The organism is Kitasatospora sp. NBC_00458 (genome assembly GCF_036013975.1).
Taxonomy (GTDB): Bacteria; Actinomycetota; Actinomycetes; order Streptomycetales; family Streptomycetaceae; genus Kitasatospora.
The window spans coordinates 3,535,001-3,553,202 of the sequence record NZ_CP107904.1; the positions used below are offsets into that span (position 1 = coordinate 3,535,001).

An 18,202-nucleotide genomic window follows, 5' to 3' on the forward strand; every position below is an offset into this window, starting at 1 on the left:
AAGGAACGGACACTTCCTTCAGGCGGCTTTCACACCGGCCCTCCGGGCGCTTCGTTCTTTCGTGTTCCCAGCCTACCAGACGTTTTCCGCTCCGTTTTCCGGAGTTTCATTCGCCCGATTCCCGCTGGTGGGATTTCCTTCAACTTCGCTCGAAAGCCTATCAAAGCTTTCGGAGTGCTCAGTTCCGGGATTTACCTCGTCGGAGAGGGTGCGCATTCATGAAACGCGCTCACCTCGACTCGGCGGTGTCGAAGACACTAACGCCTGTCCCCGACTGGTGTCCAGTCGGTCGCAACCGTTCGAACCTACTAGCCCGGCACGACCACGTCAATGGTTCGGCTGAGATGCGAGGAGACTAGCAGGTCAGGGGCCTGTTGATCACATCGACTCAGGCGGCGACCGGCTGAAGGTCCGCCCGGTCGGACGCTTCCAGGTCCCCGGTCTCCCCCGTCGCCGCGGCCTTGCGCCCCAGCACCAGTGCGTAGAAGAGGAAGGCCGCCTCCGCCAGCGCGCCGATCGCGATCCGTGCCCAGGTGGGCAGGCCGGAGGGGGTGACGAAGGCTTCCAGGACGCCGGAGACCGCGAGGACGGTCGCGAGGCCCATGGCCATGCCGATGACGGACCGGCCCTGTTCGGCCAGGGCGGTCGCGCGGGTGCGCGGGCCGGGATCGATGATCGTCCAGCCCAGGCGCAGACCCAGTCCGCCCGCGACGAAGACCGCGGTCAGCTCCAGCAGGCCGTGCGGGATGAGCAGGCCGAGGAAGATGTCGAGCCGGCCGGCGGACGCCATCAGGCCGACACCCAGTCCGAGATTGAGGACGTTGCTCCAGAGCACCATCACCACCGGGATGCCGAGCGCGACGCCGTAGAGCAGGCACTGCACGGCGATCCAGGCGTTGTTCGTCCAGACCTGCGCGGCGAACGAGCTGGCGGGACGGTCCGAGTAGTAGGCCTCGTAGTCGCCACCGGGCCTGGTCATCTCACGGATCTGGTCCGGGGTCGCCAGACTGTTCCGGACCTCGGGGTGGCCGGCCACCCACCAGGCGACGAGTGCGGTCGCGAGCATGGAGAGGATCGCGACCGGGAGCCACCACCGTCGTGAGCGGTAGAGCGCGGCCGGGAAGCCCACCGTGTAGTAGCGCGCGACGTCCCGCCAGCCGCTGGTCCGACTGCCGGTGACCGAGTCGCGGGCCCGCGAGACCAGGCTGGTGAGCCGGCCCTCAAGGGTGGGATCGGGTGCGGCGGCCTGGACCTTGGCGAGGTGTCCGGTGACGCGCTGGTAGAGGTGGACGAGCTCGTCCGCCTCCTCCCCGGTGAGGCGGCGCTGCCGGGCGAGGGCGTCCAGCCGGGCCCACTCACCCTGGTGGGTGGCGACGAAGACGTCCAGGTCCATTCGGCGGCTCCAGGGTCGGCGCGGGGCGCGGGGCGGGCAGGTCGGACAGGTGGGCCCAGCATGCCAGGGCACGGGGGCGCGCGGGCGTCCGGGACCTCCCTTCCCGACCGGGTCCGGGGCCCCGTATGTTGACGACTGCGGACCACGGGATCGTGGGGGCCGATCCGACGGATCCCCTTCTCCCCCACGGATCACGATCCACGAACCACCGACGGGAACGGACGGGTGTCTTGAGCGACCTGGTGACGGGCGAGGCGGTCGTCCTCGGCCTGCGCGCGGCGAAGCTTCCGAGCCGGGCACTGGCGGTCGCACTGGACCTCGCCCTGCAGACCGCCGGTCTGGTGGTGGTGTCGCTGGTGCTGAGCCTGACCCTCGTCGACATCGACGGTGCCGCGGTCGCCGCGGTGACGATCGGGCTGATGGTGTTCTTCCTGGTGGCACTCCCCGTCATGGTCGAGACGCTGACCCGCGGGCGCTCGCTCGGGAAGGCCGCGTTCGGACTCCGGGTGGTGCGCAGCGACGGCGGACCGGTGCGGTTCCGGCACTCGCTGGTCCGCGGACTGGTCGGCTTCCTGGAGATCATCGTGCTCTTCGGCGTGCCGGCCGTGATCTGCTCGATGGTGTCCTCCGAGGGCAAGCGGCTGGGCGACGTCTTCGCGGGGACCCTGGTGATCCGCGAGCGCGTACCCGGCGGCGGCGGTGCCTCCGCGGCGCTGCCTCCGGTGCACCCCCAGCTGCTGCAGGCGATCGGCGCCGACCTGGTCGCGCTGGACCTCTCCGCCGTGCCCGAGCCGCTCTGGCTGGCCGTCCGCCAGCTGCTCGGGCGGATCGGCGAGCTGGACCCGGCGGTCGCCCACCAGATGTCCGTCCGGCTGGCCGACGACCTGACCGCCCGCACCGGCCGCCCGGCCCCGTACGGCGTGCATCCGGCGGCTTACCTGGGCGCGGTGCTGACCGAGCGCCAGCGCCGTGAGTGGGAGAGGGCCCAGGGGCACGCGTTCCGCCAGGCCCAGCAGCAGGCCCGGACAGCCCCGGCCGCTCAGCACCAGCCCTACCCGCAGCCGTACCCGGCGCCCCAGCACCAGCCGTACCCGCAGTCGACGCCCCCCGCCGCACCCGCCGCGCCGTCCGCGCCCACCGCGCCCACCGCGCCGGAGCCCGCCCCGAAGCCGGCGCCCGGCACCGGCTTCGCCCCGCCCGCCTGAGCCGGCGCCCACCCCCACTCCCGCAGTCGCCCCCTCGGGTCTCAGCCGCCCAGGCCCTCGCCGTACCCGAACTCGGCCGGCCAGGCGTTCGGCGGCGACTCCAGCTCCTCCAGCTCGATCCCGCCGGCGGCCAGCACCACGTCCCCCGCCAGGTGCACCACCTGCTGCTCGCCCGTCTCCAGGTCGCCCACCTGGTACCGCTCGACCAGCAGCGGCCCGGAGTCGGTCTCGTGCGTGTCCACGCCCTCCAGCAGCCACCCCTGGTCGAAGGTGCGCGGCGCCAGCACCGGCTCGGTGAACGCGACCAGCCGCACCCGGGCGCTCGCGCCCTCCCGCAGCCGCAGCATCCGGGCGGTGGCGACCAGGAACCCCGGCGAGCGCCCGGCGAAGCCGTGCGCCCGGTCGTGCCCCTCGGCCGCCTGCTCGCCGGCCGGGTCGGCCGCGTCGGCCCGCACCCAGGCGACCCCGTCGACGGCGCCGCCCCGCACCTGCCAGCCGCCCGCCCGCAGCTCCATCCGCAGCGGCCTGGCCCGGGCGTCGAGCGTCAGGTCCACCGTGCCGAGGACGCCGCCGTCCGGTGCGTAGGTCTTGGAGACGTACCGCCAGCCGGCCGGGCCGGGGGCGCAGCTGAAGCGCTCCTCGCCGAGCAGCACGTGGTCGTGGGTGTCGTGGAGCGAGTACCGGCCGTTGGGCATGCCCGAAAGCCTACGTCCGGACCGGACCGGCCCCGTCCGCACCGCTTCGAACGGCCGTGCAACCCCGTGCCGCCCGCCCGCATTAGGGAGGTGTGCGCCGTGGACGCGGCGCCGCCGGAAGGAAAGGAGGTTCCCGTCGATGGCGAAGCAGACCCGCGACGCCGAGTTCACGGCGTTCGTGGCCGCGCGAGCGCCGTGGCTCCGCAAGGTGGCCTATCTGCTGTGCGGTGACTGGCACCGGGCGGACGACCTGGTCCAGGAATCGGTCACCAAGCTGTACGTCCGCTGGGGCCGGCTCTCCCGGTTGGAGAACCTGGACGGCTACGCCCGGACCGTCCTGGTCAACACCTTCCTCGCCGAGCAGCGCTCGCCGTGGGCCCGGTGGACGGCCCGGCGCCGTGCCGAGGAGGTGCCGGAGGCGGCCGCCGCCCTGACGGACCTGGACGCCTCGGTGGACCTCAGGAGTGCCCTGGCCGCGCTGCCGCCCCGGCAGCGGGCGACGGTGGTCCTGCGCTACTTCTGCGACCTGACGGTCGAGCAGACCGCCGCGGCGATGGGGTGCTCCACGGGCAACGTGAAGAGCCAGACCTCCCGGGGCCTCGACGCACTGCGCCGACGCCTCGACCAGCGGAACCTCCCGGACCTCAGCGACCTCCGGCCGACGGCGCCGGTGGAAGGGGCAGTCTCATGAACGACCACGCGAACGACCACATCGACACGGCCGGGCTCCGCCTGGCCGCCGACCTCGCGGCGCTGGCCGACTCGCCCGCACCGGCCGGAGGGACGGACACCGCCTGGGCGATCCGCACGGGCCGGTCCCGGTTGCGCCGCCGCCGGCTCGGGGCGGTCGGCGCGGTGGCGGCGGTGGCGCTGGGCGCCTCGGCCCTGAGCATCGGCCTGCCGGACGGCGGTCGCGTCTCCACCGCCCCGGCGGCGGCGCCGGGCTCCGGCGGGTCCCCGGCCCTCCCGCTGCTGGGCCCCGACCACGGCCGTGACCCGCTCACCGTCGAGGCGACCTTCGGCTGGCTGCCCGAGGGCTTCGGCTCGGTCAACTACACGATCGGCTTCACCGGCCGGCCCACGACGTTCGGCGGCAAGGCCCTCGGGCCGGCGCAGACCGGTCCGAACGCACAGCCGATGAACCACCAGGCGCTCTTCCTCTCGGTCTACGCACCCGGCGAGGTCCCGCCGGTCGGCACCGACTACGCCGGCGGGCAGCAGTACCAGGTGGACGCGCCCGCGGTGGACGGGCGGCCGGCCTACTGGCTGGGCCAGGGCCCGAACGACCCGTCGCAGGGGGGCGACCACGTCCTCCGCTGGCAGGCCGCCGACGGCCGGTGGCTGGAGCTGCACGCCAGCTACATGAGCGCTGCGGACGGCGTCCTCGACGTCCTGCACCAGGTCGCGGAGGGGGTCGTGACCGGTCGGCAGGCCGTACGGCTGCCGTTCACGCTCGCCTCCGTGCCGAGCGGCTTCACCCTGTCCGGGGTGCGCCTCAGCCAGGGGCCCGCGCTGGCCGACGGCGCGGCCTGGTCCGCGGCGATCATCTACTCGACGGGGGACGACTACCTCAGCGTCGACGTCCGGCCCGATCCCGTCGGGCAGCCGCCGAGCAACACGCCCAGCTTCCCGCTGGGCCCCGACGGACTGGCCACGGTGCCCGGGCCCGGCTCCCCGTCCGCCCCCGCCTGGCAGAGCCCCGGCAACCTGCCCGGCCTCACACTCGTCACCAGGGACCCGTCCATCCAAGCCCCGCTCCTGACGTGCGTGACGGCCCAGGGCACGCAGCTGTGCGCGACGTCCGACCAGGGGGAGCAGCCCTTCGCGGCGGTCGGCGGCTTCACCGGCTGGCTGGGCCACTTCACCTCGCTCGGCACCGACCCGTCGGCCTGGACCACCGACGTCATCAGCTGAGGTCCCCGGCCGGCGCCGTCGGGTGACGGCCGCACCGGGCCCGGCCCGGCCCCGTCCGCCGACCGTCCGCCGGCCCGCCGGGGCCCGGAAACGCCGGTGGCCGGCGCCCCCGCGAGGGGAGCGCCGGCCACCGCGTGCGTCGTGCGAGCCGGACCGCGTGCGTCCGCGGATCAGTAGCGGTACTGCTCCGGCTTGTACGGGCCGTCGACCGCGACGCCGATGTAGTCGGCCTGCTCCTGGCTGAGGGTGGTGAGCTTCACGCCCAGCGCGTCGAGGTGCAGGCGGGCGACCTTCTCGTCCAGGTGCTTCGGCAGCACGTAGACGCCGATCGGGTACTGCTCGGTCTTCGTGAACAGCTCGATCTGGGCGATCGTCTGGTTGGCGAAGGAGTTGGACATCACGAAGGACGGGTGGCCGGTCGCGTTGCCCAGGTTCAGCAGGCGGCCCTCGGAGAGGACGATGATGGTGCGGCCGTCCGCCTTGCGCCACTCGTGGACCTGCGGCTTGACCTCGGTCTTCACGACGCCCGGGAGCTTCGCGAGGCCGGCCATGTCGATCTCGTTGTCGAAGTGGCCGATGTTGCCGACGATGGCCTGGTGCTTCATCCGGGCCATGTGGGAGGCCATGATGATGTCCTTGTTGCCGGTCGTGGTGATGAAGATGTCGGCGGTCTCGACGACCTCGTCCAGGGTGGTGACCTGGTAGCCGTCCATCGCCGCCTGCAGCGCGCAGATCGGGTCGATCTCGGTGACGATGACCCGGGCGCCCTGGCCGCGCAGCGACTCGGCACAGCCCTTGCCCACGTCGCCGTAGCCCGCGACGACGGCGACCTTGCCGCCGATCAGGACGTCGGTGGCGCGGTTGATGCCGTCGATCAGCGAGTGGCGGCAGCCGTACTTGTTGTCGAACTTCGACTTGGTGACCGAGTCGTTGACGTTGATGGCCGGGAACAGCAGCTTGCCGTCGCGGTGCATCTCGTACAGGCGGTGCACGCCGGTGGTGGTCTCCTCGGTGACGCCCTTGATGGTGGCGGCGACCTCGGTCCACTTGTTCGGGGTGTCCTTGAGCGTGCGGTTGAGCAGCTCCAGGATGATCCGGAACTCGTCGTTGTCCGCGGTGGACGGGTCCGGGGCGGCACCCGCCTTCTCGAACTCGACGCCCTTGTGGATCAGCAGGGTGGCGTCGCCGCCGTCGTCCAGGATCATGTTCGGGGTCTGGCCGTTCGGCCAGGTGAGCGCCTGCTCGGTGCACCACCAGTACTCGTCCAGGGTCTCGCCCTTCCAGGCGAAGACCGGCACGCCCTGCGGGTTCTCCGGGGTGCCCTCCGGGCCGACCGCGATGGCGGCGGCGGCGTGGTCCTGGGTGGAGAAGATGTTGCAGGAGCACCAGCGGACGTCGGCACCGAGCGCGGTGAGCGTCTCGATCAGGACGGCGGTCTGCACGGTCATGTGCAGCGAGCCGGTGATCCGGGCGCCGGCCAGCGGCTGGGTGGCGGCGTACTCGGCGCGGATCGTCATCAGGCCGGGCATCTCGTGCTCGGCCAGCTGGATCTCCTTGCGGCCGAACGGCGCCAGGGAAAGGTCGGCGACCTTGAAGTCACCGGTGATGTCGGTCGACATGCGTCTGCTCCTCGCTGATGGGGTGGGGCACGGCCAAAGGTCCTCGGGGTGCGTCACAGCGCGGCGGGCCGCACGGGTACGCGGCGACGCCGGGCGGCCCCGGTCCGGGAGGGAACGGTGCCCTGCTGCTCGCACAAACCGTCGGAGGACCTCTCTCCCTCGACCGGCACGCGCCCTCGCGGACACGGGCGCCGATCGACCGCCATCAGCAGCGACGTTCTGGCTCTGGGGACGAATCTACACCGGAGGCCCGGGGCGGCGGCTCGGTACGACCGTTTTTCGGCCTCGTCCGGGGCGGCGCGCACGCCCCCCGCGCGCGCCGTCCCGGGCGGTCCCGCAGGTCAGTGCGCGGTGTCGGGCACCGGCCCGCCGGGCGTGGCGTGCGGGTCGTCGCCCTGGGCCTCCTTCTCGGCGCTGAAGATGTCCGGCTCCAGGTAGATCACCCGGGCGATCGCCACGGCGCGGCGGACCCGCGCCTCGGCGGCGTCGATGGCCTCGGCGACCTCGGTGGCGGTGGATTCGGCGGGGACGGCGATCTTGGCGGCGACCAGCAGCTCCTCCGGGCCGAGGTGCATCGTCCGCATGTGGATCACCCGGGTGACGGAGTCGTGGTCGACCAGCGCGTCGCGGATCTCGGCCACCACCTCGGGGTGGGCGGACTCGCCGATCAGCAGCGACCTGGTCTCCACCGCCAGCACGAGCGCGATGGCGATCAGCAGCACGCCGATCGACAGCGTGCCGATGCCGTCCCAGACCGCGTCACCGGTGATCACGGTCAGGCCGACGCCGAACAGCGCCAGCACCAGGCCGATCAGCGCGCCGGTGTCCTCCAGCAGCACGACCGGCAGCTCGGGGGCCTTGGCCCGGCGGATGTACGCGGTCCAGCCGTGCCCGCGCTTGTCCTTGACGGCCTCGCGGTACGCGGTGAGGAAGGACCAGGACTCCAGGCCGATCGCGAAGACCAGCACGCCGACCGGCCAGTACCAGTTGTGCAGCTCGTGCGGGTGGGCGATCTTCTCGTAGCCCTCGTAGATCGCGAACATGCCGCCGACGCTGAACAGCACGATCGAGACCAGGAACGCGTAGATGTACCGCTCGCGGCCGTAGCCGAACGGGTGCTCCTGGGTGGCGGCCCGCTGCGAGCGCTTGCCGCCGACGAGCAGCAGCACCTGGTTGCCGGAGTCGGCGATCGAGTGGACGCCCTCCGCCAGCATCGAGGAGGAGCCCGAGAACGCGAAGGCGACGAACTTGCTCACCGCGATGCCCAGGTTCGCGGACAATGCCGCGACGAGTGCCTTGGTACCGCCTTCGGTGCTCATGCTCGGGGTGGTCCCTCCGTCGGGGGCCGTCCACGCAGCCCGCGCCCAGTCGTTGTCGAGCGCATACGGTACCGGGCCCGACCGGCCGGGTTCAGGACTGCGCCGCGAGCCCCAGGTAGACGGCGGCGAAGTCGGTGAGCGCGACCAGGTCGGCCAGCGCGTGCAGCGGGTCGGCCCGGCGGCTGGCGTACTCGGTCAGCCGGACGTCGTGGGCGCCGGCGAGCCGGTGCGCCCGGGAGGCGCCGAAGCTGCGCGGGCCCTCGTCGTCGGCGGGGACCTCGGCCGGGCCGCCGTCCGGCTCGCCGGGCGCGGCCTCGGCCGCGGGCGTCCGGTCGCCGGGGATGTGCCGCAGCAGCAGGACCTGGAGGTGCAGCGGGTCCGGTTCCTCGACGCGGTCGCGGAAGAAGTCGTCCGGGTCGGCGCCGGCGCCGAGCTGGCCGGTGAACATGCCGCGGTGCGCGGTGAGCACCTGCGGCAGCAGCCCGGCGAGGGCGGGCCGGCCGGCCCGGTCGGCGAGCTGGGCGGCGAACCGGGCGGCGGCCGCACCGGCCACCGGGCCCTCGGCCCAGAGCAGCGGCACCGTCCCGGCCAGCCGGGCGGCCAGCCCCTTGGCCGGGTTGGTGTACGCGGCGGCGTCCGGGCGGCAGCGGACGGCGGTCTCGTCCAGCAGGTCGGCGGTGGCCGGCAGCGCGTCGTACGGCAGCTGGGTGATGCCGAGCTTCTGGCTGAGCGCGAGCAGCGGGGTGAGGTGCGCCCAGAGCGCGGCCGGGTCCTCGGCGGGCAGGTCGGGCTCGGCGCTGTACGCGGTCGCGGGCGGGGTGCCGTCGTCCGACGGGTCGGCGGCGGTCGCGGGCGGCACGAAGGGCAGCGGCAGGGCCCGGACCTGGAGCGCGGCCTCGGCGAGCGGACTGCCCTCGGGCGCGGTGACGACGATCGCGCAGCCGCGCGCGTACGCCTGCTCGGCGAGGGCGACGAGGCCCTGCTCGTTGCCGTCGCCGGAACTGACGACCAGCAGGTCGAGCGGCCCGGCCCAGCCGGGGAGCTGCCACGCCAGGCCGGTGGTGAAGACGGCTGGTGCGGTGGCCCGGTCGGTGCGCGGGACGGGCGCGGCGTCGGTGGGCGGCAGCGGGGCGACCAGGCTGGCGGTGCCGGCCAGGGCGGCGAGCATCTCGGCGGCGGTCAGGGCGCTGCCGTGCCCGGCGACCAGGACGGCGCGCGGGCGGCCGTCCGGGCGGAGCCGGTCGACGCCGGCGGCCTCGGCGAGCCGCAGCGCGGTGCGGACCCGGGCGCCGGAGCCGGCGAGGGCCAGCAGGGCGCGGTCGTGGTCGGCGCGCTGGAGGGCGGCCGGGTCGTCGAGCAGGGTGTCGTCGAGCATGCGGCGGGCCTCCGGCTGCTGGCTGGGCGCTGAGGGCTGCTGGCTGTGGGAGTGGTGCGGTGCGGTGCGGCACTGTCGTACCGCCGGAAGAACGGGCACTGCGGACGTGCGGGCACTGCGGGCCGGGCGCGGTGGCGCCCGCCCCCAAGGATCACGCCGGGCGGCGGGCCTCGTCCACCAGCAGGACCGGAATGCCGTCCCGGACCGGGTAGGCCAGGCGGCAGCCCTCGCCGGTGCAGAGCAGCTCCGGCTGCTCCTCGGTGCCGCCCTCGGTGAGCGCGGACCGGCACTGCGGGCAGACCAGGATCTCCAGCAGGAAGGATTCGAGCTTCATGGGGTTCGGGCTCCAGTTCAGAGGGGTGGCACGGCGGTGCCCCGGCCGAGAGGAAACCCTACCGGCCGGGGCACGACGGGTGTGCGTCAGGCGCGGACGAGCGCGAGGACGCCGTCGCGCAGTTCGGCCATCCTCGCCGGGTCCTTCGCCTCGACGTTCAGGCGCAGCAGCGGCTCGGTGTTGGAGGCGCGCAGGTTGAACCACCAGTCCGGGCCGGCCACGGTGAGGCCGTCCAGCTCGTCGACGGTGGTGCCCTCCAGGCCCGCGTAGGCGGCGCGGACGGCGGCGGTCCGGTCGGCCTGGTCGGCGACGGTGCTGTTGATCTCGCCGGAGGCGGCGTACCGGTCGTACTCGGCGGTGAGGGCGGAGAGGGTGCCGTCCTGCCCGCCGAGGGCGGCGAGCACGTGCAGCGCGGCGAGCATGCCGGTGTCGGCGCGCCAGAAGTCGCGGAAGTAGTAGTGCGCGGAGTGCTCGCCGCCGAAGACCGCGTCGGTGACGGCCATCTCCTGCTTGATGAAGGAGTGGCCGACCCGGGTGCGGACCGGCTTGCCGCCGAGCTCGCGGACCACCTCGGGGACGGTCCACGAGGTGATCAGGTTGTGGATGATGGTCGGCTCGTCCTCGCCGGCGGCCCGGGCCCGGGCGATCTCGCGGGCGGCGACCAGCGCGGTGATGGCGGACGGGGAGACCGGCTCGCCGCGCTCGTCGACGACGAAGCAGCGGTCGGCGTCGCCGTCGAAGGCGAGGCCGAGGTCGGCGCCGGTCTCGCGGACCCGGGCCTGGAGGTCGACCAGGTTCTTCGGGTCGAGCGGGTTGGCCTCGTGGTTGGGGAAGGTGCCGTCCAGCTCGAAGTACATCGGGACGAGCTCGATCGGCAGGCCGTCGAAGACGGTCGGGACGGTGTGGCCGCCCATGCCGTTGCCCGCGTCGACGGCGACCTTGAGCGGCCGGATGGCGGCGAGGTCGACCAGGCCGAGCAGGTGGTCGGCGTAGCCGCGCAGGGTGTCCTGCTCGGAGAGGGTGCCGGGCTCGACGTCCCGGGCCGGCACGGTGACGGTGTCGTCGTCGGCCGTCCAGGACTCGACCAGCTCGCGGATCTCGGAGAGCCCGGTGTCCTGGCCGACCGGGGCGGCGCCGGCGCGGCAGAGCTTGATGCCGTTGTACTGGGCCGGGTTGTGGCTGGCGGTGAACATCGCGCCGGGCAGGTCGAGCGAGCCGCTGGCGTAGTACAGCTGGTCGGTGGAGCAGAGGCCGATCAGGACGACGTCGGCGCCGTAGCCGGTCGCGCCCTCGGCGAAGGCCAGGCTGAGGGACGGGGAGGAGGGGCGCATGTCGTGGCCGACCACGATCGCGGTCGCCTCGGTGACCTGCACGAACGCGGCGCCGAAGGCGCGGGCGAGGTTCTCGTCCCACTGGTCCGGGACGACGCCTCGGACGTCGTACGCCTTCACGAGCTGCTTGAGGTCGCGCACTGCGGCTCCACCCTGGTTCTCTGTCTGATCGACTCGACGGGTCGGTCGACGGGCTGGTCGCCCACGGTCACGGTACGTCCGGGCCCGGCGGCGGCCGGTACACGGTCAGGGGCAGCGTACCGGGGCCGGAGGAGGCGTCCGTGCGGGACGGGTGGAAGGCCAGGGCGTCAGTTGTCGGGCGAGCGGAGCACCCGGAGGTGGCCGCGGCGGCCGCCCTCGGTGGAATCGCCCTCGGGGCCGCGGCCCTGACGGGGGGTCTGCGGGCGGGCGGCCTCGCGGACGGCGTTGGCGAGCGCTTCGAGGTCGTCGCTGCTGCGGCGGAGCGGTCCGGCCTCGGCGACCAGCCGGACCACCTCCCAGCCGCGCGGGGCGGTGAGGCGCTCGGCGTGCTGGGCGCACAGGTCGTAGCAGTGCGGCTCGGCGTAGGTGGCGAGCGGGCCGAGGACGGCGGTGGAGTCCGCGTAGACGTACGTCAGCGTCGCGACGGCCGGCCGGCCGCACGCGGTCCGCGAACAACGACGTACAGAGCTCACGAGGGTGGACGGTACAGCACTCCCCGCCGGGGAGCGAAGACCGCCTGCCCGGAGGGCGTCCCGTGTCGCGGTCCGCGCGCCCGTGCGTGCACCCGCCGCCCCGGGCGATTGGGTGCGGGGGTGGTCCACTTCCGACCGTCCAAGGACTACCCTCGGCAGTGATATGGACAGCTCCGCACCGCAGTCATCGACGGGTCCTTCGCGCCGCCCCCGGCACCGCGACCGGCACGGCAGGGGTCTGCGCGGCCCGCTGGCGCCCCCGCAGGTACCGATTTCGCTCACCCGCTCCGAGTTGTTCGACGATTACGTGCGCGAATCGGTCGAGCGGCTTGAACGGCGTTGGCCGCAGTTGATCGAAGTCGAGTTCGCCGTCCAGGAGGTGCCGCTGCACGAGCCGGACGGCTCGGCCGACCCGGACGGCGGGGTGCCGCTGGGCCGGGTGTCGCCGGGCCGGCAGGGACGGAAGAGTCAGATCGTGGTGTACCGGCGGCCGGTGGAGATCCGGGCGAAGTCGCGGGAGGACCGCGCCGCGCTGGTGCACGAGATCCTGATCGAGCAGGTGGCGGAGCTGCTGGGGCTCTCGCCGGACGCCATCGACCCGCGCTACGACGAGGACTGACGGGCCGCGGGGGCCGGTGTCCCCGGGCCCGGGGACGGCGGAGGGGGCGGCACCCGGACCGGGTGCCGCCCCCTCCGCCGTCCTTCCGGCTCAGCGCAGGACCACGCCCGGGTCCTGGGCCGCCTTCGGGACCTGCACGCTGCTGCGGTCGTCGCGCAGCGCCTGGACGGTGAACATCGGCACGTCCTTGGTGGTGATCGCGAGCATCCGGGCCGCGGCGACCGGGCCGCCGGAGACGGTCTCCACGGTCAGCGCGTAGGAGCCGTTCAGCCCGGCGGGCTCGGGTGCCGGGAGGGCGACCGTGCCGCCGGCCGGCAGCTCGACGTCCTTGGTGGCGGGGGTGCCGCCGCCGGTGCCCGCCGAGGCGGTGACCCGCACGGTGGCGGCCTCGCCGGTGGAGGTGAGGAAGAGCGTGGAGGCGCCGCCGCCGCGGTTGTCGGCCACGGTGGCGCGGGCGCCGACCGGTGCGGTGCCGCTCAGCCAGGCCGCGTCGGACTTGCCGTTGGCCCCGGTCCGGTCGATCCGCAGGCCGGCCACCACCTTGGTGGGGTGCTTGTCGTCGGTGGGCGACAGGCGCAGGCCCGCCACCTCGTCGCGGGTGATCCTGCCGAGGTCGACCGCGGCCACCGTGCCGGCCTTGACGTGGATGGACTCGTTGCCGGCCGGGGTGAACCAGCCGTTCTTGCCGGAGAGCTCGATCTTCAGGTCGGCGTCGTCCTCCGGCGGGGCCCAGACCACCAGCCGGGCCGCCGTGGTGTCGGCGGGCAGGCCGGGGAGCACCTGGGTGGGCGCCGGGCCGGCGGAGGAGGGCACCCAGTCGGCGCCCTTGGAGCCGTCGGCGGCGTGCAGGGCGGCGCCGACCCGGCCGCTGCGGGTGACCACGTGCACGGCGAGGTCGGCGACCTGGCCCTTGCTGATGGTGGGCAGCAGCACCGACTGCGAGCTGCCGGGGGCGACGGTGATGCCGTTGGCGGCGTCGTTCTCGATCAGGCCCTTGTCGCCGTAGAGCTTGAGGTCGACCACGGCGGCGGTGGGCTCGGTGTTGACCAGGCTGATGTAGTCGGTGCGGTCACCGGCCGTGGAGGCGCCGGCGAACCAGAAGCTGTTGCCGGACGGCGTGCAGGTGATGCCGGACAGGCCGAGGCCGCGCTGCTCGGTGACCGTGGTGGTCTGGGTGACGGTGAAGCCGGGGGCGAGCGCGCCGGTGGCGACGGCCCCGGTGCCCGGGGCGGTGTCGCCGTTGGCGGCCGGGGCGGTCACCGGGGTGCCGGGCTTGGCCAGGGTGAGCCGGGCGTCGGCGGGTGCGGCGTTCTTGTCGACGGCGGGGGCGGGGGTGCCGGCCCCGGTCGGGGCCGCGGCGGTCGGGGCCGCCGGGGCCGCGGGGGCCGCGGGGGCCGCGGGGGCCGCGGACGGCGCGGCGACCGGCGGGGCGGCGGGCGCGGCCGCGTCGGAGATCCAGCCGGTGCCGGCGGCCTCCCCCGCGCCGGGCGGGGTGTAGGCGGTGAGCGTGGTGGCGCCGGTGAGGCTCTGGATCGGCTGCGGGCAGACCGCTGAGGTCCGTTCGACCTGCGCCGAGGCGGCGGTGCCCGCGGTCGCGACCGGGGCGGCCGGCGGGCGGAGCTCGGCGATCCCGTACACCGCCGCCAGCACCACGGCGGCGGCCAGCAGCGACTGGGTGGTCCTCGCCGCGCCGGAGCCCCTCGGGGCGGTGCCGGGCACCGGCGCCGCGCCCTCGGCCTGCGGGTCGGACTTCTTCTTGAACGCGGGCTTCTTCATCGCGGGTCAGCTCCCCGATCCGTGGTGGTGCGGGTAGCGGCCCGGTCCGTGCGGATCGTTCGGGTCGGTCGGGCTGTTCGGGTCGTAGTAGGCCTCGGCCTGCGGCTGCCCCGGCACCCACGGCTGCTGGTCCTGCTGCGGCTGCTGGTACTGGTCGTAGCCGTACTGCGGGTCCTGCTGGTCCTGCTGCTGGTACGGGTCGTAGCCGGTGCCCTGCGGGTAGGCCTGCGGCTGGTAGCCGCCGTCCTGCCCGTATCCCGCTCCCGCGCCGTACGGCGCGGCCGCCGGCTGCTGCGCGGCGTAGGGGTCGTAGCTGTACGGGTCGGCCTGCTGGTAGGCCTGGTACGGGTCGGCGTACTGCTCGGCCTCCTGGGCGGCGGCGGCCGCCTGGACCGCGCCGACCGGCGGCTCGCCGACGGCCTGGGCCGGGATCGCGCCCGGCCGGCCCTCGTACACGCCGCCGTCCGGGTCGCCGTTCTCCGGGCCCTCGCCCTCGGCGCCCTCGCCGCGCTCGGCCATCCGGCGGGCCCGGCGGCTGCCGGGGGCGGGGGCCTGCGCCTGGGCCGCGGCGGCGAGCGCGGCGGCCGCGACCACGTCCTCGGGGAGGTCGTCGTCCTTGTGGCTGCGCCGGCCCGGCAGGGCCAGCACCAGGACGGTCAGGCCGAGCAGCAGCTGGGCCCAGATCCAGCCGGTGTGCAGCAGGCTGCCCTCCCGGGTGACGGCCAGCTTGCCGCCGCCCGCCGGGAGCTTGAAGCCCTGCGCCCAGCCGTCGACGGTGGTCGCCTCCAGCGCGGTGCCGTCCAGGGTGGCCCGCCACTCGGGGCCGGCGGCCTCCGCGAGGCGGAGCACCCGGCCTTCGGGCCCGGCCGGGACGGTGGTGGCGAGGTCGCGCTCGCCGGACGGGACCACCACCGGGAGGCTGCCCGGTGCGGTGATCAGGGCGCGGGTCGCCGGGGTGCCGTCGACCTGCCAGAGCGCGGCGCCGCCGTCCTGGTTGGCCTTGACCAGCCCGGGGGTGGTGTCGAGGACGTCCTTGAAGGCGCCGATCAGCGGCTGGTCGACCAGCACGTAGGCGATGCCGTAGCGGGAGAGCGCGTCGGCCTGGTCGGCGCCGGAGCCGGCCAGCAGGCTGCCGACCGTCTTGTCCAGGCCCGCGGTGGTGCCGGTGGCCGGGTCGACGGTGGACTCGGCCTGGCCGAGCGTCAGCCCGGCGCCGCGGACCACGGTGTAGCCGACCGAGCCGCCCTTCGGGTCGCCGGTGACGACCAGGGTGCGGGAGCGGTCGGTGGTGCCGGCCTGCTCCGCGATGAAGGCGGGGACCTGGGCGGCGCGGGCCCGGTGCAGCGGGCCGTCGGCGCCGGTGACCGCCCACCAGAGACCGGTGCCGAGCGGCGCGAGCACCGCGGCCGCCACCACCAGGGCGGCGACCGGCTGGCGCCAGCCGAAGGCGATGCCGGCCACCCGGGCGTTGGCGCCGTCGGCGCCGATCGCGGCGGCGGCGAGCAGGGCGATGCCGGCCAGCAGGGTGGCCGGGCCGGACCAGGCGGGCACGTCCGGGCCGCCGGAGGCCGGGGTGACCGAGGTGCCGGCCACCGCGACCGCGAAGACCAGTCCGGCCCCGGCGGCGCCCCAGGCGGCGAGCACCGCGCGGCGGCGGTCGGCCCGCAGGAGGGCGGCCAGCGCGGCGAGCACCACGCCGGCGGAGAGCCAGACCGGCGGCACCCCGGCGCCGCCCGGGTTGACCATGAGCAGACCGGCCGCGGACGGGCCGGCGCCGTGCAGACCGGGCAGACCGGCCTCCAGCAGCAGCCACTGGGGGTGCGACAGCACCTGGAACGACCAGGGGGCGAGGACCGCCACCGGCACCGCGAGGATCACCAGGACGCGCAGGCCGAGCAGCCGCAGCGCGGCGGTGCCGGAGCCGAAGGCGCCGCCGCGGACCACCGCGATGACCAGCATGGCCAGGCAGAGCGGGACGGCCAGGGCCCAGGCCAGCGGGACGAACGCGGTGGCCAGGGTGAGCAGCAGGACGGTCATCCAGACCGGGCGCCAGCCCGGCCGGGCGCCCTTGGCGGCGCTCTCGGCGCGGATGCCGAGGCCGGCGCCGATCGCCGCGGCACGGGCCAGCGGCGGCAGCAGCACGGCGAGGACGGCGGTGCCGATCCGGCCCTGTGCGAGCGCGCCGGTGGCGGCGGGCAGCAGGGCGTAGGTGGCGCTGGCCCAGGCGCGGACCAGCTTGGAGTCGATCAGCGGCCGGGATACCAGGTAGGCGCTGACCGCGGAGAGCGGCACCGCGAGGACGACCAGCACGGTGACCGCGAGGTCGGCGTGGTCGAAGAGCAGCCAGGAGAGGACGGACAGCACCCCGAGGTAGGGCGGTGCGGCGGCGGTGGAGCCGGTGCCGACCGGGTGCCAGGCGTCGGCGTACATCGCCCAGAGGCCGGCGGCGCCGTCGGTGGCGGGCAGCAGGGCGCCGCCGAACAGGTCGCCGGCGCCGAACAGGTCGCGGCAGGCGGCCAGGGCGAACACCAGCAGGGCGGCGAACAGCACCGGGGCGGGGCGCCGTGCCAGCTTCTTGAGCAGGGTGAACTGCTCGACGACCAGGTCCTCGGCGTCCTCGTCGCCGGGCCCGGCCTCGACGGAGCCGTGCCGGCCGGCTCCGGAGTCGTCCCCTCCCCCTATGCCGAGCGAGCCGACCACGCCCTCGACCGCGAGGCGGGCGGTGGCGCCGGGCGCGGGGAAGAGCGTCCGGTCGTCCAGGGCGTCGGCGGCGCGGGCGCGGGCCCGGCGCTTGCGGGCGGCCAGCAGGCGGGGGAAGCGGACCAGTTCGTGGCCGAGGCCGGCCAGTTCGTCGAAGGCCTGCTTCGGGTCCTTGCCGAGCAGGTTGGCGACCACCCGCAGCACGGTGCCGAGCACCAGCCGGAGCAGGACGTAGGGGAAGAGCAGGCCCCGGGAGTTGGCGAGCAGGGTGTAGACCGCGCCCGCCTTGTCCATCCGGTGCGGGTGGGCGGGGCCGCAGTCGATGGCGCGGCGCTCGCGGCTGGCGGCCTCGGCGTGCCGCAGCACGGCGTCGGGGGCGACCACGACGCGGTGGCCGGCGGCGTTGACGCGCCAGCAGAAGTCGGCGTCGTCGCGCATCAGCGGCAGGGCCCGGTCGAAGCCGCCGAGCTCCTCGAAGACGTCGCGGCGCACCAGCATGCCGGCGGAGGAGACGGCGAGCACCGGGCGGACCTGGTCGTGCTGGCCCTGGTCCTGCTCGCGGCGGTCGAGGCCGGTCCAGCGGCGGCCGGAGCGGGCGATGCTGACGCCGACCTCCAGCAGCTGGCGGCGGTCGTACCAGCTGCGCAGCTTGGGGCCGACCACGGCGGCGCTGGGGGTGGAGTCGGCGACCTGGAGGAGGCGGCGCAGCGCGTCGGTCTGCGGCTCGCAGTCGTCGTGCAGCAGCCAGAGCCATTCGATCGGCTGGGTCTCCCGGGGGCCGCCCCGGCCGAGGTCGTCGTCCTGGCCGAGCGGGTCGCCGAAGTCGTCCCAGCCGCCGGTGACCGGGTCGTAGCCGGAGGGGTCGAGGCGGTAGGGCAGGTCCTCGGGCCGCAGCGGCGGGCTGTTGAAGACGGCCTCGGCGACGGCGGTGCCGAAGCCGGCCCGCCGGCCGAGGATGACGGGGCCGCTCTCCGGGAGCCAGTCGGCGAGGGTGTCGGCGAGCAGTCGCGGAGAGTCGTCGGTGGAGCCGGTGTCGACGGCGAGGACGCGCTGGACCTGGCGGTCCTGGCCGAGCAGGCCGGCGAGGGCCTGCGGCAGCCAGCGGGCGCCGTCGTGCGAGACGATCACGGCGGTGACCAGGTGGCGCGGATAGGCGGGCGGCCTGCTGGCGGAGAGTCCGCTCTGGTGGCTGTAGACGGTCATCGAGTGCGCGGGCCCCAGTTCTCGGTGGACACAGCCGGTGAACGG

The 18,202-nt window shown here is 74.9% G+C and carries 14 protein-coding genes; 4 read left to right on the forward strand and 10 right to left on the reverse strand.

Annotated elements, in window-relative coordinates; genetic code table 11:
• Window positions 1-388 precede the first annotated feature (388 nt).
• A complete protein-coding gene (locus tag OG550_RS14085; RefSeq protein WP_327677454.1) occupies window positions 389-1,393 on the reverse strand; it encodes a stage II sporulation protein M in 1,005 nt (334 codons plus the stop codon).
• Between the two features lie 230 nt (window positions 1,394-1,623).
• Here OG550_RS14085 and OG550_RS14090 point away from each other — a divergent pair, with 230 nt between their 5' ends.
• The gene (locus OG550_RS14090; protein WP_327677456.1) at window positions 1,624-2,598 is read left to right on the forward strand and encodes an RDD family protein; all 975 of its coding nucleotides are present in this window, start codon (window positions 1,624-1,626) and stop codon (window positions 2,596-2,598) included.
• A gap of 41 nt (window positions 2,599-2,639) precedes the next feature.
• Here the strand turns inward: OG550_RS14090 and OG550_RS14095 are convergent, their stop codons facing one another.
• A complete protein-coding gene (locus tag OG550_RS14095) occupies window positions 2,640-3,293 on the reverse strand; it encodes a hypothetical protein (RefSeq protein WP_327677458.1) in 654 nt (217 codons plus the stop codon).
• A gap of 139 nt (window positions 3,294-3,432) precedes the next feature.
• Here OG550_RS14095 and OG550_RS14100 point away from each other — a divergent pair, with 139 nt between their 5' ends.
• Both OG550_RS14100 and OG550_RS14105 read left to right on the forward strand, forming a co-directional pair.
• Window positions 3,433-3,984, forward strand: coding sequence for a SigE family RNA polymerase sigma factor (locus tag OG550_RS14100; protein ID WP_327677460.1), 552 nt, complete (start codon window positions 3,433-3,435; stop codon window positions 3,982-3,984).
• The gene (locus OG550_RS14105) at window positions 3,981-5,207 is read left to right on the forward strand and encodes a hypothetical protein (RefSeq protein WP_327677461.1); all 1,227 of its coding nucleotides are present in this window, start codon (window positions 3,981-3,983) and stop codon (window positions 5,205-5,207) included. The genes OG550_RS14100 and OG550_RS14105 overlap by 4 nt, the downstream gene beginning before the upstream one ends.
• A 170-nt stretch (window positions 5,208-5,377) precedes the next feature.
• Here OG550_RS14105 and ahcY read toward each other — a convergent pair whose 3' ends face one another.
• From ahcY to OG550_RS14135, 6 genes are all read right to left on the reverse strand, one after another.
• Entirely contained in the window at window positions 5,378-6,826 is a 1,449-nt protein-coding gene (ahcY, locus tag OG550_RS14110) for an adenosylhomocysteinase (RefSeq protein ID WP_327677463.1), read from the reverse strand.
• Between the two features lie 341 nt (window positions 6,827-7,167).
• Complete coding sequence (locus tag OG550_RS14115) at window positions 7,168-8,145, reverse strand: cation diffusion facilitator family transporter (protein ID WP_327677465.1); 978 nt, start codon at window positions 8,143-8,145, stop codon at window positions 7,168-7,170.
• Between the two features lie 91 nt (window positions 8,146-8,236).
• Window positions 8,237-9,520: an SIS domain-containing protein gene (locus tag OG550_RS14120; RefSeq protein WP_327677467.1), complete on the reverse strand. Its 1,284-nt coding sequence runs from the start codon at window positions 9,518-9,520 to the stop codon at window positions 8,237-8,239.
• 151 nt (window positions 9,521-9,671) lie between these two features.
• Window positions 9,672-9,854 carry a Trm112 family protein gene (locus OG550_RS14125; RefSeq protein WP_327677469.1) on the reverse strand — a complete coding sequence of 61 codons (183 nt, stop codon included), beginning with the start codon at window positions 9,852-9,854 and terminating at the stop codon, window positions 9,672-9,674.
• An 86-nt stretch (window positions 9,855-9,940) separates the two neighbouring features.
• Window positions 9,941-11,326, reverse strand: coding sequence for a phosphomannomutase/phosphoglucomutase (locus OG550_RS14130; protein WP_327677471.1), 1,386 nt, complete (start codon window positions 11,324-11,326; stop codon window positions 9,941-9,943).
• A 167-nt stretch (window positions 11,327-11,493) separates the two neighbouring features.
• Complete coding sequence (locus tag OG550_RS14135; RefSeq protein ID WP_327677473.1) at window positions 11,494-11,859, reverse strand: DUF3499 domain-containing protein; 366 nt, start codon at window positions 11,857-11,859, stop codon at window positions 11,494-11,496.
• Between the two features lie 349 nt (window positions 11,860-12,208).
• On the opposite strand from OG550_RS14135, the gene OG550_RS32780 reads away from it, so the two are divergent.
• Entirely contained in the window at window positions 12,209-12,478 is a 270-nt protein-coding gene (locus tag OG550_RS32780; protein ID WP_442905994.1) for a metallopeptidase family protein, read from the forward strand.
• A gap of 90 nt (window positions 12,479-12,568) precedes the next feature.
• On the opposite strand, the gene OG550_RS14145 is transcribed toward OG550_RS32780, so the two are convergent.
• Window positions 12,569-14,254 (reverse strand): DUF5719 family protein, encoded by a 1,686-nt coding sequence (locus OG550_RS14145; protein WP_327677477.1) that lies wholly within the window; start codon window positions 14,252-14,254, stop codon window positions 12,569-12,571.
• Between the two features lie 6 nt (window positions 14,255-14,260).
• On the reverse strand, window positions 14,261-18,157 hold the full coding sequence (locus OG550_RS14150; RefSeq protein WP_327677479.1) for a glycosyltransferase family 2 protein: 3,897 nt from the start codon (window positions 18,155-18,157) through the stop codon (window positions 14,261-14,263).
• Window positions 18,158-18,202: the final 45 nt, after the last annotated feature.

Excerpts from the sequence above, each read along its gene's own strand:
- OG550_RS14085 (WP_327677454.1), bottom strand. The coding sequence starts at position 1,393 with ATGGACCTGGACGTCTTCGTCGCCACCCACCAGGGTGAGTGGGCCCGG.
- OG550_RS14095 (WP_327677458.1), bottom strand. The coding sequence starts at position 3,293 with ATGCCCAACGGCCGGTACTCGCTCCACGACACCCACGACCACGTGCTG.
- OG550_RS14100 (WP_327677460.1), top strand. The coding sequence starts at position 3,433 with ATGGCGAAGCAGACCCGCGACGCCGAGTTCACGGCGTTCGTGGCCGCG.
- OG550_RS14105 (WP_327677461.1), top strand. The coding sequence starts at position 3,981 with ATGAACGACCACGCGAACGACCACATCGACACGGCCGGGCTCCGCCTG.
- ahcY (WP_327677463.1), bottom strand. The coding sequence starts at position 6,826 with ATGTCGACCGACATCACCGGTGACTTCAAGGTCGCCGACCTTTCCCTG.
- OG550_RS14115 (WP_327677465.1), bottom strand. The coding sequence starts at position 8,145 with ATGAGCACCGAAGGCGGTACCAAGGCACTCGTCGCGGCATTGTCCGCG.
- OG550_RS14120 (WP_327677467.1), bottom strand. The coding sequence starts at position 9,520 with ATGCTCGACGACACCCTGCTCGACGACCCGGCCGCCCTCCAGCGCGCC.
- OG550_RS14125 (WP_327677469.1), bottom strand. The coding sequence starts at position 9,854 with ATGAAGCTCGAATCCTTCCTGCTGGAGATCCTGGTCTGCCCGCAGTGC.
- OG550_RS14145 (WP_327677477.1), bottom strand. The coding sequence starts at position 14,254 with ATGAAGAAGCCCGCGTTCAAGAAGAAGTCCGACCCGCAGGCCGAGGGC.
- OG550_RS14150 (WP_327677479.1), bottom strand. The coding sequence starts at position 18,157 with ATGACCGTCTACAGCCACCAGAGCGGACTCTCCGCCAGCAGGCCGCCC.